15 protein-coding genes are annotated in these 16,973 nt (G+C 57.5%); 12 read left to right on the forward strand and 3 right to left on the reverse strand.

Going from position 1 to position 16,973, the window contains the following annotated elements:
• Positions 1-91: 91 nt before the first annotated feature.
• The 5 genes from Q0915_RS27950 to Q0915_RS27970 all read left to right on the forward strand — a co-directional run bounded on the left by Q0915_RS27950 (position 92) and on the right by Q0915_RS27970 (position 6,744).
• Positions 92-907: a TRAP transporter small permease subunit gene (locus Q0915_RS27950; protein WP_299483092.1), complete on the forward strand. Its 816-nt coding sequence runs from the start codon at positions 92-94 to the stop codon at positions 905-907.
• A gap of 9 nt (positions 908-916) precedes the next feature.
• Entirely contained in the window at positions 917-2,359 is a 1,443-nt protein-coding gene (locus tag Q0915_RS27955) for a TRAP transporter large permease subunit (RefSeq protein WP_299483089.1), read from the forward strand.
• Between the two features lie 154 nt (positions 2,360-2,513).
• Positions 2,514-3,812 carry an amidase gene (locus tag Q0915_RS27960; protein ID WP_299483086.1) on the forward strand — a complete coding sequence of 433 codons (1,299 nt, stop codon included), beginning with the start codon at positions 2,514-2,516 and terminating at the stop codon, positions 3,810-3,812.
• 196 nt (positions 3,813-4,008) lie between these two features.
• Positions 4,009-5,139 carry a PAS domain-containing protein gene (locus Q0915_RS27965; protein WP_299483082.1) on the forward strand — a complete coding sequence of 377 codons (1,131 nt, stop codon included), beginning with the start codon at positions 4,009-4,011 and terminating at the stop codon, positions 5,137-5,139.
• A 33-nt stretch (positions 5,140-5,172) separates the two neighbouring features.
• Positions 5,173-6,744, forward strand: coding sequence for a radical SAM protein (locus tag Q0915_RS27970; RefSeq protein ID WP_299483079.1), 1,572 nt, complete (start codon positions 5,173-5,175; stop codon positions 6,742-6,744).
• A 45-nt stretch (positions 6,745-6,789) separates the two neighbouring features.
• On the opposite strand, the gene Q0915_RS27975 is transcribed toward Q0915_RS27970, so the two are convergent.
• Positions 6,790-7,566, reverse strand: a complete 777-nt coding sequence (locus Q0915_RS27975) for an SDR family oxidoreductase (RefSeq protein ID WP_299483076.1) — start codon at positions 7,564-7,566, stop codon at positions 6,790-6,792.
• A 106-nt stretch (positions 7,567-7,672) separates the two neighbouring features.
• On the opposite strand from Q0915_RS27975, the gene Q0915_RS27980 reads away from it, so the two are divergent.
• From Q0915_RS27980 to Q0915_RS27990, 3 genes are all read left to right on the forward strand, one after another.
• Positions 7,673-8,218 (forward strand): TetR family transcriptional regulator, encoded by a 546-nt coding sequence (locus Q0915_RS27980; RefSeq protein ID WP_299483073.1) that lies wholly within the window; start codon positions 7,673-7,675, stop codon positions 8,216-8,218.
• A 220-nt stretch (positions 8,219-8,438) separates the two neighbouring features.
• Positions 8,439-9,428: a flagellar motor protein MotA gene (locus tag Q0915_RS27985; RefSeq protein ID WP_299483420.1), complete on the forward strand. Its 990-nt coding sequence runs from the start codon at positions 8,439-8,441 to the stop codon at positions 9,426-9,428.
• Positions 9,429-9,434: 6 nt separating this feature from the next.
• Complete coding sequence (locus tag Q0915_RS27990) at positions 9,435-10,469, forward strand: peptidoglycan -binding protein (protein WP_299483071.1); 1,035 nt, start codon at positions 9,435-9,437, stop codon at positions 10,467-10,469.
• Between the two features lie 67 nt (positions 10,470-10,536).
• Here Q0915_RS27990 and Q0915_RS27995 read toward each other — a convergent pair whose 3' ends face one another.
• Entirely contained in the window at positions 10,537-11,451 is a 915-nt protein-coding gene (locus Q0915_RS27995; protein ID WP_299483068.1) for a LysR substrate-binding domain-containing protein, read from the reverse strand.
• 107 nt (positions 11,452-11,558) lie between these two features.
• Here Q0915_RS27995 and proX point away from each other — a divergent pair, with 107 nt between their 5' ends.
• The 4 genes from proX (at position 11,559) to betC (ending at position 16,014) form a co-directional block, all read left to right on the forward strand.
• Complete coding sequence (gene proX, locus Q0915_RS28000) at positions 11,559-12,509, forward strand: glycine betaine/L-proline ABC transporter substrate-binding protein ProX (protein WP_299483065.1); 951 nt, start codon at positions 11,559-11,561, stop codon at positions 12,507-12,509.
• A 64-nt stretch (positions 12,510-12,573) separates the two neighbouring features.
• The gene (locus tag Q0915_RS28005) at positions 12,574-13,593 is read left to right on the forward strand and encodes a betaine/proline/choline family ABC transporter ATP-binding protein (protein WP_299483062.1); all 1,020 of its coding nucleotides are present in this window, start codon (positions 12,574-12,576) and stop codon (positions 13,591-13,593) included.
• Between the two features lie 10 nt (positions 13,594-13,603).
• Positions 13,604-14,518, forward strand: a complete 915-nt coding sequence (locus Q0915_RS28010; RefSeq protein WP_299483059.1) for an ABC transporter permease subunit — start codon at positions 13,604-13,606, stop codon at positions 14,516-14,518.
• A 2-nt stretch (positions 14,519-14,520) separates the two neighbouring features.
• Complete coding sequence (gene betC / locus Q0915_RS28015; RefSeq protein ID WP_299483056.1) at positions 14,521-16,014, forward strand: choline-sulfatase; 1,494 nt, start codon at positions 14,521-14,523, stop codon at positions 16,012-16,014.
• A gap of 160 nt (positions 16,015-16,174) precedes the next feature.
• Here the strand turns inward: betC and Q0915_RS28020 are convergent, their stop codons facing one another.
• The gene (locus Q0915_RS28020) at positions 16,175-16,858 is read right to left on the reverse strand and encodes an isochorismatase family protein (RefSeq protein WP_299483053.1); all 684 of its coding nucleotides are present in this window, start codon (positions 16,856-16,858) and stop codon (positions 16,175-16,177) included.
• Between the last annotated feature and the right edge of the window lie 115 nt (positions 16,859-16,973).

Consider the following 16,973-nt stretch of genomic DNA (forward strand, 5'->3'; position numbering starts at 1 on the left):
CGGACGACACAATGCATACCGGGGCGACATCGCCCCGGTATTCTGCTGGGCGTGGAGGCGTCCGGCATTATGCAGGCAAGGCGGGGAGCATATGGATAAGCCTGAAGAAGTCATTTCAGCCGACGGCAGTGTTGCCATAACGGATCCGGGCGCGATTGGACGCGAGAGACAAAACGCGGGCGACCGTTTCGTTGTGCGAATTTCCAACCTGGTGGCGTGGTTGTTCCCGATCCTGATGATCGCAATCTGTTCGCAGGTGATCCTGCGCGGCGCGGGAATGAACCAGGCCTGGTTGGACGATTTTCAATGGTGGCTCTACGGTGCAGCCGTCCTGGTCGGGATCGCCTATGCCGTAACGACGGACAGCCACGTGCGCGTCGATATTTTATACGAAGGGTTTTCGGAAGGAAAAAAGCTGCGGACCAATATCTTCGCCCTGGTCTGGCTGTTTCTGCCTTTCATCATTCTGTGCTGGGACGTGACGTTTCATTACACGCTTTCGTCGATCCAGGCGGACGAAGGATCCGACAGCCCCAACGGGCTGCACAATCTCTGGATCCTTAAGACGTTCATAAACCTCTCGTTTATCCTGATGGGTATAGCAGCCTGGTCACTTTACATTCGCTTTCTTTCCAGACTGACGCGGCCTGTGTTGTGGAAACAACTGCTTTTTGCGTTTCCCTCAACCATGTTCCTCGTCAATCTCGCCGTTTACTACGCGATCTGGTGGGCCATCTGGTTGGGCAGTCCAGAAGGTACGACGCCGCGCGAGGTCGGCCGGCATGTGTTCTTCGATGAGGCTGAGTTCGGCAACTACGACATCAAGTACACAATTATGATCACGCTGATCCTGACCTTCGTGGTGATTGGCGCAGCCAGGCTTTTCAGCCGCAACAGGACGGCGTGAGACAGATAGATGCTTGAATTCATTGGCCAGTTTCTCACGCTGAACGAGATCGCCGTCATGGCGATGTTCGCAACCTTCATCTGGATGCTGTTTCGCGGCATTCCCGTCGCAATGGCCCTTGTCGGGGTCAGTCTAATCTTCGTGCTGGTGGCGGAGTTTCTGCTCGACCCCCACCGATCTTTTTTCCGCGATTTCATCGAGTTTAAACGAACCGGCATCAGCTACCAGCGCATACAGCTACTGTCCGGGAGACTGTTCGGCGGTATCGTGAAGAACCCGGTTCTAGTTGCCTTGCCGATGTTCATCTTCATGGGTCTGATGCTCGATCAATCCGGCGTGGCGCAGCGGATGATGCATTCGATGCAGAAGCTCTTCGGATCCTTGCGCGGCGGCTTGTCCCTGACAGTGATGCTGATCGGAATTATCCTGGCGGCATCTACCGGTGTCATTGGTGCATCGGTAACACTCCTCGGCGTTATGGCGCTACCGGCGATGATGAAGCAGGATTATTCCAAACCCATCGCCACGGGAACGATCGCCTCTGCCGGGACGCTCGGGATTCTGATCCCGCCCTCGATCATGCTTGTGATCATGTCCGATCAGCTGGCGATCAGCCTGGGCGATCTCTTCATGGGCGCACTGTTTCCGGGCCTGATACTGGGGGCGCTCTACATTGTTTTCATCGTCATCTACGGCCTGATCAATCCAAAAGCGATGCCGGCTCCTGAAAAACCGGAGCAAGTCCATTGGGAAGATGTAAAGGAAGTGCTGCTCGCCGTGGTGCCGCCCTTGTTCTTGATCCTGCTTGTTCTGGGATCGATTTTTGCGGGTATTGCAACGCCAACAGAAGCCTCCGGTCTAGGCGCGATGGGTGCAACACTGCTGGCGCTGGTCAATCGCAAGCTGAACTGGAAGGTGCTTGCTGATGTCAGCCGGTCCACCCTGAACACATCGGGCTACATCGTCGGCATTTTTCTCGCCGCCAACTTCTTCGCACTGATACTACGGTACTATAAGGGCGACGAGATCGTCAAAAACTTGGTGTTGTCAACTTTTGATGATCCTTACATGATCGTCGGCTTCATCCTGCTGATCATATTTCTTCTGGGCTTCCTGCTCGACTGGATCGAGATCACGATTATCATCATGCCGCTGATGCTTCCGATCATCGTCGGGCTCGAGCTTGCTGTGCCCGGTTTTGATCAGGTGCGCGACCCGTCCGTTGTCTGGTTCGCGATCCTGGTCGCGGTGACGCTACAAACCTCGTTCCTGACCCCTCCGGTCGGATTTGCGTTGTTCTATCTGAAAGGCGTCTGTCCACCAGGCGTAACCCTGGGACACATCTACAGGGGTGTCGTGCCTTTCGTGATCCTCCAGTTGCTCGGGCTGCTGATTGTCTTCTATTTCCCGGCGTTGACGACGTGGCTTCCCTCGGTTGCTTATGGGAATTAGTAAGGCTGGCTTGAAGCGCTCTTCTTCAGGAAGGACGACCGCAACAACATGTGCCCGATATCGGGTGCGCTTGGAAACGAGTTTTCGTTCGCTGGTGTCCTGACGCAGGAGCAAGCGAGCGACACTCGTGTTACGCCGAAATGCGAAGGCAATTATGAGTAAAGATCAAAACCTGCTTGCGTTGAGTGCAATTGATCTTCGCGACCGGCTTGCCGATGGCAATCTGTCCGCCGTCGATCTTTCAAAAGCCTGTATCGCACGGATCGAGGCGCGCGAGGATGAAGTGCGGGCCTGGATATGGTTCGATGCCGCGGCGGTCCTGCAGGAAGCGGAGCGTCTGGACGCACTCAAGGCAAGTGGCGCGCCGCTGGGTTCCCTTCACGGTTTACCTGTTGGCGTCAAGGACGTGATCGACACGGCAGGCATTCCAACCGAAAATGGATGTCCTGTCGATGCCGGCCGTGTGCCTCAGGAAGATGCGGAAGTGGTGAGACGGCTCAAGGAAGCCGGAGCCATCATGTTCGGCAAAACGGTCACGACCGAACTCGCTTTTCTGCACCCCAATAAGACAAGAAATCCGCGGAACCTGCAGCATACGCCCGGCGGATCCTCTTCGGGCTCAGCTGCGGCGGTGGCTGACAGAATGGTACCACTGGCCATCGGTACGCAGACCGGCGGCTCTGTTGTGCGCCCTGCCTCGTTTTGCGGTGTTGTCGGTCTGAAGCCCAGCTTCGACGCAATCCCGCGGAAGGGGACACTGCTTCAGTCCCATTCGCTCGACACGCTTGGCGTCTTTGCAAATGACCCCGCAGGGGCTGCGCTCTTGGCGGACGTCTTAAGCAATGTAAACTTGGATGGAGTTCCGAAGGCTGCCAAGCCGCCGATACTCGGCTTCGTGGCGCTTCCGGGTTGGGATCGGGCGGACCCGGTGCTACACGCCGCAATTGACCGCTTGCGAACGGCGCTTTCAGATAGCGTCATCCCGCTATCGCTGCCGGACGCTTTCGACGATGCTGCACGTCTGCGCGCCGTAATCAACACCGCCGAGATGGGGCATTATTTCAAGGATTATCTGGAGCGCGGTGCAAATCAGCTCGGTTCGCCGACACGGGTGACTATCGAGGAAGGCCTGACGCTTCCAGCGGTCGACTATCTCGCAGCGAAGGCCTTCCAGGACAAGATGGAAGCGCTCCTCGAGCCACTGTTCGAGCGTTGCGATGGCATTTTATGTCCGGCAGCGCTAGGTCCGGCGCCCGCCGGATTGAGCTCAACAGGAGATTCGATATTCAACGGGCTCTGGACCATGGCCGGCAATCCGGCAATCACGCTGCCCCTCCTTGAAACGGCGGATGGATTGCCGATGGGCGTACAGCTTGTCGGCCGAAAGGGTGGCGACTCGAGCCTCCTCGCCATAGCGCATTGGATGTGGAGCTGGGCGAGGCACACTCAGTAAGGCCAAGAACGGCTCTTGTGTTCAGACAAGACGGCACATTACAAATCTTCGGTTCGAAACCCTGATTGACAATGCCTCCAATCTGGACGCAGTCAGGGCCCTGTACTAGCGTGATCTCCTGGCGATTCGATCATGTGTCAGGAGAAGCGGTTTGTGTCTTTCGGAAAAATCCCATTGGCTTTGACCGGCAGTCACGTTGAACAATTCTGAGCCCTTGCCCAAGCTTCCGGTCGCGATGACAGACGACATCGTTGCGTCTTCGACCGACGGCATCATCACGATTGACCCGCAGGGCATTCTGACGTCGTGCAACCCACGTGCTGAAAAAATATTCGGGCTGCGCGCAGCCGATGTCGTGGGAAAGACCGTCGCAGAAGTTTTTGTCCCGTTACAGGACCTGGACGCTTTCACCGATTGCGTTCTTGAGGCCGTTCAACGGCCAGACCTTGAGCATGTTGCTGCGATAAGCCTGGAACGTGACAACAGCATTCTTCACCTCAACGTTCGAGCCGTGCTCCTTAGTCGGCGCGGCTCGGATGAACGTCTCGGCGTTCTGGTCATGCTTGCAGATGAAAGCGAACGGGTCGAATTGCTGAAAAAGACTGCAGAGCGCGAAAAGGAACGCGCGGCGACGGGGCGGTTCATAGTTGCGATCCTGACGATCTTCAGTCTCTTCACCTTGCTGCTTGAGCCTGTTCAAAAACTGGCACGTGCCAAATTCTACGATCTCGGACCGGTCGTGGCGTTGTTGACGCTGGTGATTATCGCCTACTTCATCGACCGTTGGGCGGCACCGAATTCAACAGCCTTCAAGCTGAATCTCCGGCCCAGATCGCGTGATGTGATCGAGAGCATCTTGTGGTCTCTGGGCTTCTGTGCCGCCATGACGGCCGGTAAGTACGTGTTACTCGGCACAACGCACACCAACGGCCAAACGGCCCCGCTTTTTGCATTTCTTGTTCTGGACGATGGCACACATGTCAGATCGCCCGGCCTCTTCCTGGCTGCATTGTCGATCTATCTCGTCTCGGTGGTCTTTCAGCAATTCGCGATGCGGTGTGCCATCCAGGCCCCTCTACAGAATTTTCTGACGGGCGTCATCGGACCTGCAGGCTGGGTAGCCAATCTGGTGTCAACGCTGCTTTTTGCGGTCCTGCACGCACACCTTAACCCCGTCGTGTCGCTTGCGGTGATCGCTCCCTCACTATTGTGGGGATGGCTGTTCATGCGGTCGGGAAGTGTCGTGACCCCCATCATCTCCCATGCGATCATCGGCGTCTACGCAATCTTCATTCTGGGGATTTTTGCAGGACTGGACCAGATCTGACGAAACGATCTAGCGGCTTTGAAAAGAAAAAACGTGAAAGCAACGAGACGCCCGAAAGTTCTGATCGTAAATGCCTATGTCGATCCTTGGCGCTCTGCCGCACCCATGCGTCTTTTCATACCGAGAGCCATGGCGCCCTACTACCTGGCGGGCCGGTTTTCTCCAAAACAGGTCGATGTGCGCGTCTATGACGAAGTTCACCATGGCGCCATGCTCAATCCCCGTCAGTTTGACTGGCCCGATCTTGTTATCTTCACCGGCCTCACGGCGGCTTTTGACCGGGCGCGGCAACTCTCGGCCTACTTCCGCAATGCGAACCCCAGCGTCTGCACTGTCATCGGAGGCCCGATCGCCCGCGCCTTTCCCAAAACATGCGCTGGCGTTTTCGATCATGTCTGCCAGGACGATGTGGAGGCGCTCGACGGACTTGTGGAGGATGTTCTCGGAGCCGACTACCTGGCCGTTGACCCCGCACCTCGCTTCGACCTTGCAGGATGGTCGTTCGGCCTTGGATTTGTCGAGACGACGAAGAACTGCAATTTCAGTTGCTCCTTTTGCTCGCTGACGGGAGAGGGCCGCGCCTATCTGCCCTATTCCACGCAGGAGATTTCAAGGCAACTGGACACCGCGGGTCGCCGATCCATGCTGATGGTGCTCGACAACAATTTCTACGGCAACAACCGGGCAGATTTCGAACGCAGGGTTGATCTTTTGGGCGAAAGGTGGCGCCGGGGCGATTTTCGTGGCTGGGGCGCGCTGGTGACCGGCGATTTCTTCAAGAACCCGAAGAACCTTGCAAAGGTCTCTGCGAATGGCTGCAAGGCACTCTTTTCAGGCGTTGAATCTCTCGACCCGGAGGTTCTACGAAACTACAACAAGCGCCACAGCCTCAGTTCCGACCCACGTTCCCTGGCGCGCCTTTGCGCCGAACACGGCGTATTGTTCGACTATGGAATGATGCTCGATTTCGGCCGGCAGACCATAGACGAGGTTGATAGCCAGATCGATGCCGTGCTCGAAAGTATCGAAACGCCGCTCCCTGCTCTCCTGTCCCTGACCATTCCGATCCCGGGGACACCGCATTTTGAGGAGACGGTGCGGGCAGGCCGTCTCATGCCAAATCTGCGTCTGAGTGATCTCGACGGGCAAAAACTGGTCGAGTGGCCAAAAGAACCCGTGGAACGCGTGGTCCCGTTCCTGGCTGACCTGCTGCGGTTTCGCGGCCGCAAAACCGCGCTTGCTCGGCACGCGATCAGACATGCCTGGTCCCGCAGAAACGCGTTCGATCACCTCCAAACAGCCATCAGCATGCTGGGTCCACTGGTGCGTTTTGGAGGCGGGCTGCGGATCGGCAGTGTCCGCCAGATGCACCGCACCTGGCAGGAACCGAAGCGCACCTTTTGCGCCATGAGCGATCCGCTCAGTGTCGCGTATCGTCCGTCGCACCGCCTGGACACAAAATTTGCACCGGACTTTGAGCCCCTTTACCTCACAGACGCCGAGGGGCATCCGACCGCGGACGTCGAGATGCATATGTCGCAATCTCGTGGATCTGGGGCATTTGCAGCTATCGAAGCAACAACAGGCTCGGCCGCAACAAACTAGTTGTAAGCCAGTAATCTCTTGATCCGGTCGGGTGTGACGCCAAGGCTATTTGGTCTGCATGCCTTCCACCATCTTCAGCACCTGACGCCTCGGCATAAGCGGCGTCAGCCAGTTCAGCAGGAACGACAGCCGGGGTTCATTGATGGCGATCAGCTCGCCCTTCATCATCGCATCATAGCCGCATTTTGCGACAGAGGCAGGCGTAGCGCCCTTTTGCCCGGCAAGACCGGTGCCTTCCAGTTTGGCAGTGGCGACAAATTCCGTATTGACCAGTCCCGGACAAAGCGCGGTGGAGGTAATTCCGTAGTCCCGCATCTCCTGATCGATGGCCTGGCTGAAGGAGGTCACGAAGGCTTTGGTCGCGAAATAGACAGCCTGGTAGGGACCCGGCATGAATCCCGCGGTCGATGACACGTGCAACATCTTGCCGCCGCCCCTGGTTCTCATGTCATTGCCGAAATGATGAGTGAGCGTAACCAGCGCGGAAATATTCAGGTCGATCATCGCCTGATCTTTCGCCAGATCCCGGTCGAGAAAGCTGCCATGACCGCCAAAGCCCGCGTTGTTGATCAGGAAGTCGACAGCGATCTCTTCCGCCTTGACCTTTTCGAACAACTCCGTTGCCCGCGCCGGCGAACCGACATCCTGGGCAATTACGGTCACGTTCACTCCGTGCGCCTGTTCCAACTCGCTCTTCAGCGCATCGAGAGGCTCTTTTCGCCGTGCGACGATCACCAGATCACCGCCTTTTCGCGCATGGTAACGAGCGAACTCCATGCCGATGCCCGAGGACGCACCGGTAATCAGGGCTGTATTCGACATGTCTTTCTCCAATTTGAGTCAACAACTGTTGACACCCAGATAGTGCGCGACAAACGCCATGTCAACACTTGTTGACAAAAAACCCTCAAACCACTAGGTGGAGGACATGACCAAAGCGGTAACAACCAGAGACAAACTGATGGATGCGGCCAGAACGCTGTTCTGGACACGTGGCTACTCGAATGTTTCCGTGCGCGATATCACGGGGGCCGCCGGCGTCGATGCGGCCTTGGTGTCGCGCTATTTCGGCGGCAAGCAGGGGCTCTTTGAGGCGACGCTTGCCGAAATCCCGCCATGGGAGGCACTGGAAGCGGGTCCCGAAGACCTTTTGGCGAAAGCGGCGGAAAGCTTTGCCCACCCCTTTGATCCTGAGACCGATGCTGCAAATGTCTTCACCATGCTGATCGCGAATGTCATCGACCCGGAAATGGGCGGGAAGATACGCGAGATGGTGCAGCAACAGCTCGCAGATCCACTTGCCGAAAAGATTGGCGGCGCGCACGCGCAGGATCACGCGGCTACACTCCTGGCGGTCTTGTTCGGAATGGCACTGATGCGCAAGAATTTCCAGACCAACGCCCTCGCCAAGAAATCGCCTGACGCCTTGCGCGCTCAGATCATGCGCCTCGGGCAAGCGGCCTTGGAGACGTGAAGGCCTTTGCCTGTTCAAAGTTCCGCTGCTTGGCGGCCAGGTGATTCTGTATCTGCAATTGGACGGATTTGTCTGGAACCGACCTTGATGGCGTCCCCTGCCCTCCTGCGCCCAAGCTTTCCAGACATTATTGCCCCCCGACCGCGATAAGAGGTTTCCAAGGTGCGAAAAATCACGCTATCAATGGGTTACCTCTGCATAAGGTGATTGATTGCGCAATATGGCCCGTGAATTCGACCCTTACAGCCTGTCCAGCCCGAGGGCTTACCTGACCTTCATGATCATCTTTCTGGTGATCGTTGCCTTCATCGCCTTCATCCTGTTCCCGCAGATCTCGACCGCCTTTTTGAGCAATCCCGGGCTCAACGGTTTGATCGTCTTTGTCGGCGCTTTCGGCGTTATGTTGCTGTTCGGCAGGGTTATCCGGCTGTTTCCGGAAATCGCCTGGGTCAACAGTTTCCGTATCGGTGATCCGGCGCTCGACACGCGCTCACCGGTTCTGCTGGCGCCGATGGCAGCGCTACTCGGCAACAAGGCCGGGGACATGGCGCTGACGCCAACAACGGCAAGATCCATCCTCGATTCTATCGGCATGCGGCTTGAGGAATCGCGCGAGATGTCGCGCTATCTGACGGGTCTTCTCGTGTTTCTTGGCCTGCTCGGTACATTCTGGGGCCTGCTGCAGACGGTGAGTTCCGTCGGCGCGACGATCCAGTCGCTCGATGTCGGATCGGGTGATGCCAATGTCATTTTCGAAGACCTGAAAGCCGGGCTTGAAGCCCCCCTTTCCGGCATGGGCACAGCGTTTTCCTCCTCCCTGTTCGGGCTGACAGGATCGCTCATTCTCGGGTTTCTCGATCTGCAGGCAGGCCAGGCCCAGAACAGGTTCTATAACGAACTCGAAGACTGGCTCTCCACCGTGACGGATATCGATCCGGAAGACGGGCTCTTCAATGCACCGGATGCCCCTGGCGTCGAACAGATCCAGGCCTCCATCCAGTCGCTGCAGAAAAGCATCGAGGACGGCGGCAGCAAGAACGCGGCTCAGGCCATGGCAAACCTTGCCGAAGGTATCCAGGGGTTGGTGAAGCATGTGCGCTCCGAGCAGCAGATGATGCGCGACTGGGCGGAAGCCCAGGGAGAGCAGCAAAAGCGGATTGAAGGTTTGCTGACGTCAATCTCAGCCGCCTTCGAGCGCGCGAAGGAGTAACCAGCGATGGCCGCCGGATTGCGCGCCCGCCGCCGCGCTCAGACAACGGATTACTGGCCCGGTTTCGTCGATGCGATGGCGACGCTCCTGCTCGTCATCATTTTCCTCCTGTCGATCTTCATGATCGCGCAGTTCTTCCTGTCCCAGCAGCTTTCCGGGCGGGACACCGTGCTCAACCGGCTCAACGCCCAGATCAGCGAATTGACCGAGCTGCTCGCGCTGGAACGTGCTTCCTCCGGTGAGCTGGAAGACACGATCCTCGGACTTCAGGCCAGCCTGTCCGATGCCGAAGCCGAGCAAAGCCGTCTTCTCGGTCTGCTTGACAGCAGCTCAGGCGCTGCAGATGCGGCCGGTGGCCGCGCGGCACGGTTGGAAAACCTTCTTGATGACGAACGTCAGGTCAGCCAGGAAGCGCTCGCACAGGTCGAACTTCTCAACCAGCAGATCGCGGCGCTCCGGCGCCAGATTGCCGCTGCGAACGCGGCGCTGGAAGCGTCCGAGGCAAAGGAAGAAGAAAGTCAGGCCAAGATTGCCAGTCTTGGACGGCGCCTGAATGCGGCGCTCGTTCAGCGCGTGCAGGAACTTTCTCGCTACAGGTCCGACTTCTTTGGCCGGTTGCGAGAAATCCTCTCACAGCGGTCCGACATCTCGGTTGTCGGCGACCGCTTCGTGTTCCAGTCCGAGGTTCTGTTCGATTCCGGTTCGGAGGACATCAACCCGGCCGGGGAGCAGGAACTCGACAAACTTGCCGACGCCATTCAGGAACTGAGCGCGCAGATCCCCGACGAGATCAACTGGGTCCTGCGTGTCGACGGCCATACCGACGCCAGACCGCTTTCCGGCGCAGGCCGTTTGCGCAATAACTGGGAACTTTCCGCCGCGCGCGCGATTTCCGTGGTGCGCTACCTCATCGAGAAGGGCGTTGATCCGAAACGCCTTGTTGCGGCAGGCTTCGGCGAATTCCAGCCACTGGAAGAAGGCGACAGCACGGATATCCTCGCCAAGAACCGCCGCATCGAATTGAAACTCACTGAGCGGTGAGAGTGCAGATCGGCGCCATCCGTCGTCGCTATTACCGAACTCTCCAAAGGCAGGCCGGGGACGCCACCTAAGAGCTGACGTCTGACAGTGTTTGTGTCTCGGCAACGATCCAGTCCGCGAACAGCCGGGCATCCGTGCGGTTCTTCGTTGTGTCGATCAGGTAGAAGAAATCCCGGTCAAGTTCCAGAAATCCGTCAAGTTTCAGGAGTGATCCATCCGCCAGATAGGAATCCACGAGCGGATACCCTGCAAGCGCGATACCCTGCCCTGCGATCGCTGCCTGAAGCATGTTGATGTAGGTGTTCATCACGACACCGCTTGCCTCTGGAGGCGCATGCAGTCCATTACGGCGGAACCAGTTTGGCCAACGGGCGCCCGGGCGGTAGATCCCGGAAAGGTGCAGGAGATTTTCGCTTAACAGGTCTTGCGCTGAGCTGAGAGCGGTACGCGCCACATATTTCGGACTGACAACGGGAAAGATACGCTCACGCATCAGCCTTGTGACTTTGTCCCAGGGAGGTGGGCTCTGTGCATAGCGGATCGCGACATCGACGCCTTCGGCCGCAAGGTCGAGTTTTCGATCGGAAACGACGAGATTGAGCTCAAGATCCGGATGAAGATTATTGAAATTCACCAGACGGGGCATGAGCCAGTAAGTGGAAAAGGCCGACGTCGTCGTGACCGTCAGCCGCGCGCGTCCCTTTACGGCGGACACGTTGTTCAAAGCGCTGGCAATCTGATGGAGAGCAGGACAGACTTCGGCTTCCAGAATGCGTCCGGTTTGCGTCAGCACCACCTTCCGATGACTTCTGTGAAACAGCCGGACGCCAAGCTGCTCTTCCAGCTCGGCAATCTGCCGGCTAACGGACACTCTGGTGATGCCGAGTGCTTCTGCCGCTCGTGTAAAGTTTTCGCTTCTGCAAACAACTTCAAACGTAATGAGATGCGGTAATTTTGCCAGAGTTTGGCGCAAATTTCCCATAACACTCAGGTTAACAGATTGAACCGGATTTTGGAACTTCACAAACCGGACGCATAGACCCAACATGTTGCCGATGAGCGGCTTCATCGCATGCTTGGGAGGAAAACATGAGACAGCTTTCGCTACTGACATTCGCAACAGCGCTGGCGTGCGCCTTGCCGGCTTCGGCACAGGATCTGCCAGGCAAAGGCATCTCGGTTTCACCGATCAAAGGATCTCCGGCAAATGCCTGGTTCCAGCATATGGTCGTGCAGCTGGGGCTCGAGGCACTCGGCTATGAGGTCGAGGAAACCCTGGAAGCAGACTTCCCTGCTGTTCACCTCGCCGTTGCCTCCGGGGATGCGGACTACACATTCAACCACTGGAAACCGCTTCATAACGACTTCTTCGACAAGTCTGGCGGCGAAGCCGTCATGACCCGCGTGAATGCGTCGATCACAGGCGCTGGCCAGGGCTATTTTATCGACAAGAAAACAGCTGAAGCGGAGGGCATCAGCGATATTGGCCAGCTCAAGGATCCCGCCAAAAGCGCCATTTTCGACAGCGACGGTGACGGGCGCGCAAACCTTTCAGGCTGCAATCCGGGCTGGGGATGCGAACTGGCGATCGAGAACCACCTCGACGAATACGAATTGCGTGACACCGTCCAGCATGATCAGGGCAGCTATTTCGCCATCATGGCGGACACGATCACGCGCTACAACGAGGGCGGCTCGATCCTCTACTACACCTGGACAACCAACTGGATCAGCGATGTTCTGGTCCCCGGGACCGACGTCGTACAGATTGGTGTTCCAGCCGACGGTGAGTTTGATGCCGGCTTTGCCGTGAACGACGTCTACATCGTCGCCAACAATCAGTTTCTGGAGGATAATCCCGCTGCGGCCAAATTCTTCGAGCTCGTCGAGATCCCGATTTCCGCCGTGAACGCCGCCCAGGTCAAACTGCGGGACGGCGAAAACTCGCTTGATGATTTCCGCCGGCATGCCGAGAACTGGGTCGCTGCGAACCAGGCGGAGTTCGACGGATGGGTGCAGCAAGCGGCCGAGGCGAACTGAAAGCCTTTCCCCTTTTCCCTGCGCGGCAAATGCCGCGCCATTTTTTTGCCAGAGGGAATGCGTGATGAGCGAAGCGCAGATCGAATGCAGGGATTTGTGGAAAATCTACGGCAAACGCTCGGACGAGGCCATGAAAGCGGTTCTTACCGAGGGGTTGTCCAAGGATGAGGTTCGTGACCGGTTTGGCTGCGTCCTCGGCGTACGCAATGCGAGTTTTTCCGTCAGCAAGGGCGAAATCTTCTGCATCATGGGCCTGTCCGGATCCGGTAAATCCACGTTGGTCCGCCACGTCAACAGACTGATCGAACCGACATCGGGAGAGATCCACGTCGCCGGAAGGCGCGTCGACACGATGGCAGAGGATGCTCTGCGCCAGTTGCGCGCCGAGACGATCGGCATGGTGTTCCAGCACATGGCCCTTTGGCCTCACAGGACCCTGGGCGAGAACGTCGGCTTTGGCCTCGAGGTGCGCGGTGTCGCTCTCCCGGAGCGTCGAAAGTCAGCAGAGGCGGCACTGGCGGCCATGGAGCTCAGCGGCTGGATCGACCATTATCCGGACCAGTTGTCCGGCGGCATGCAGCAGCGTGTCGGACTGGCGCGTGCGCTCGCGGCTGATCCTGAAATCCTTTTGATGGACGAACCGTTCTCTGCACTTGATCCGCTGATCCGGCGCCAGCTCCAGGATCAGTTTCTCAATCTGTCGACCCATATGGACAAGACAACACTGTTCATCACTCATGACCTCGATGAGGCCATCCGGATGGGAGACCATATCGCCATCATGAATGATGGGGAAATCGTCCAGATCGGCACACCCGAAGAGATCGTCACGAACCCGGTCGACGACTACGTCGCGGATTTCGTCAAGGGCATCAGCCGCGTGAGTCTCGTGCGCGCGGAAACAATCATGGAACCGATGAATGGCCGCGCACATACGCCGAAACACGTGCGCACCGATGCGGAACTCGGCGAGATTATCGACAACTTCATGGATGATCAGTCTCCGGTCACGGTTGTCGACCCGGAGAAAGCGCCTGTCGGGCTCATCACCATCAAGGCCGCGCTGACCGCGTTGCGGGGATAGGGGAACGGTCATGGATCTATGGAACATCTTTGACACGGAATGGATACCGGTCGGCACGTGGGTCGAAAGCGCCCTGCAATGGGTGGTCGTGAATTTCCGGTTCATTTTCCAGGCAATCAAGGTGCCGTTCGACCTCGTTCTGACGGCGCTTGAGGACGGTTTGACACAGGCACCGGACCTACTCGTTCTGGCAATCATCATCTTGATTGCCTGGCAGGCAGGAGGCCGCAAACTCGGCCTTATCGCGGCAGCCTGCATGACCGCCATCGGACTGATGGGCGCCTGGGAAGAGAGCATGACAACGCTCTCCATCGTTCTGACTTGCGTCGTTTTCTGCTCGTTGATCGGCATCCCCCTTGGGGTGATCGCCGCCAAACGAGACCGATTCTGGATGGTCCTGCAGCCGTTGCTCGATCTGATGCAGACCATTCCCTCCTTCGTCTATCTCGTGCCGATCGTAATGCTGTTTTCCATCGGCAACGTTTCGGGCGTGATCGTGACATTCATCTATGCGCTGCCACCGGTCGTGCGCCTGACCAATCTTGGGATCAGGCAGGTCCGGCCCGACATGGTTGAGGCTGCCCGCGCCTTTGGCGCTTCAAACCGGCAGACCCTCTACAAGGTCGAACTTCCGCTCGCGATGCCGACAATCATGGCAGGCGTCAATCAAACGATCATGATGGCTCTGTCGATGGTGGTGGTGTCCTCCATGATTTCCGTCACCGGACTTGGACAGATGGTGCTACGGGGAATTGGCCGGTTGGACATGGGTCTGGCAACGGTCGGCGGCCTTGGCATCGTCTTCCTGGCAATCGTGATTGATCGTGTCTCGCAGAGCTTTGGCACCTCGTCGCGCGCACGCAACCATCAGAAATGGTATGAAACCGGTCCGGTCGGGGCGGTCAGAACACTGGTTCGCAAATGAAAATGACGAAGCCCCCGAACATACTGTTTGTCCAGGTCGATCAGCTTACGGCTTTCGCCCTTCGAGCGTACGGCGACAAGATCTGTCACGCACCAACGCTGGACGCACTCGCTGAAGAAGGTGTGGTGTTTGAAAACACCTACTGCAACTTTCCGCTTTGCGCTCCCTCGCGGTTTTCCATGGCGACAGGGCAGCTTTGCTCCGCAGTCGGTGCATATGACAACGCGGCTGAGTTTTCGGCAGAAATTCCGACCTACGCCCATTATCTGAGAGTGGCGGGTTACCAGACAGCTCTTTCCGGCAAGATGCACTTCATAGGCCCCGATCAGTTTCACGGCTTTGAAAAACGCCTGACAGCGGACCTTTACCCCGCCGATTTCGCCTGGGTGCCGAACTGGAACAACGAAGGCAAACGGGACACGAACGACGATCGGGCCGTGCGGATTGCCGGCATTTGCGCGCGCTCGGTTCAGATCGACTATGACGAGGAAGTCACCTTCAAGGCGGTGCAGCACATCTTCGACATGGCGCGCTCAGACGATAAGCGCCCCTTCTTTCTGCAAGTCTCCTATACGCACCCGCATGAGCCCTATCTCTGCCGCAAGGAGTTCTGGGACCTCTACGAAGACAAAGACATTCCGATGCCGAAAGTCCCCGCGCTTTCCGCTCAGGAGCATGACCCGCACTCCGCGCGGCTCTTGAATGACTTTGGCATGCTCGGCATCCGCTTCAGCGACGCGGATGTCCGTCGGGCGATCCGCGCCTATTACGGATCCATCAGCTACCTCGACAGCCTGATATCCAGGCTCCTCCAGGCACTTGAGGAAACAGGCGCCAGGGAAAATACGGCCATTGTCTTTACCTCAGACCATGGTGAAATGCTTGGTGAACGCGGCATGTGGTTCAAGAAGCACTTTTTCGAAAAAGCGATGCGGGTGCCGCTCATTGTCTACGCACCCTGGATTAAGGCGCAGCGCGTCAGTGAACTGGCGTCGCTTGTCGATTTGGTGCCGACACTCAAGGGTCTTGCCGGGACCCCGGCTGCTATCGAACCCCTTGAAGGTATTGACCTGACGTCCCTGCTGGACCGTGGCGATACCCAATCTCAGCGAACGGTCTATGCGGAATACCTGGCAGAGGCGACGCCTGTGCCGATTTTCATGATCAGGCGTGGGAACTACAAGTTCATCTATTCATCCCACGACGGAACGATGTTGTTCGATCTGGCGGACGACCCGGAAGAAAGAACTAACCTCGCCGCGTCGCCGGATCACCAAAAACTGCTGGGCGGTTTTTGCGTAGAGGTGAACAGAAAGTGGGACGAGCAAGAGCTTACAAAGGCAATCCTGCTCAGCCAGAGAAGACGCGCACTGGTTCGCGACGCGATGAACACGGGTCGAACGCAGCGCTGGAATCATGACGAAAACGAAACGGACCGCGTGCTTTGGTATCGAGGCGCGCAAGGTTACAATGAGTGGGCATTTGACTATATCTGAGCCGGCCCTTAAGGCGGACCAATCGGCATGCGCCTGGCCCAGGGCATGTTGACGCCCGGGGCCGGAACGATCCGTTCGCTTAGGCACTGCGCGTTACTTTCGAACCACTTTCTGAACCCTGGCCTTTCACCTGAGAAACGCGCAGCCCGATTTCCTCGATTTAGTCCATCGCCATTGGAATCGGCGGATGGCCAATCAACCCGACCCCCGCGCGCACAGCCTCTGCATTCTGCGCAGTGCCTAGGAAGTTGTTCATCGATGCCTGATACTGACCCATGTGTTCACTCAGCAATCGCCCGATGTGCTTCCCGTTGATCTCCGTGTTGGCAGCAAGTTCGGCCAGCACCGCGACCCAGGTCGTCACGATCACGCCTGCCGACGCAAGCCGCGTCATTGTAACGTCCTGAATGAACGGATTGAAGTCGGCACTTGCATCCATGACCACGTAGACTTCGTACCCGTCGCGCAAGGCGGCAAGAGCCGGGAAAGCGGCGCACACTTCAGTGGCGAGCCCGGAGATAACCAACTTCTTGCGGCCTGTTGCCTCGACCGCTTTGCGGGACGTTTCATCGTTCCAGAAATTGACGAACGGCCGATCGACGACACTCACTTCCGGAAAAAGCGCGGTCAGCTCCGGCATGGTTGGACCATTCGGCCCAAGTGGCCAGCTTGTGCCCATGACGACAGGAATATTCAGCGCCTTTGCCGTCTTGGCGTGACCGAGAATTTTGTTCTTTAGCAGCATCGGATCGATGGACGACAGAAATTGCATCAGACCGACCTGGTGATCGATCATGACGAAAACGCAGTTGTCGGGTGTCAATTCGGACGAAGGAAGGGCCATTCAAGTACTCCTGCTTCTTGCGGGCGGCTTAAGACCTGTAGCCGCGCCGGATGGATTTGAGAGCCTGACTGTCCGCAACTTCTTGCGCCTTGTGAGACAAGCTCAAGACGCGATA

This window comes from uncultured Roseibium sp., from assembly GCF_947494555.1.
Classification (GTDB): Bacteria; Pseudomonadota; Alphaproteobacteria; order Rhizobiales; family Stappiaceae; genus Roseibium.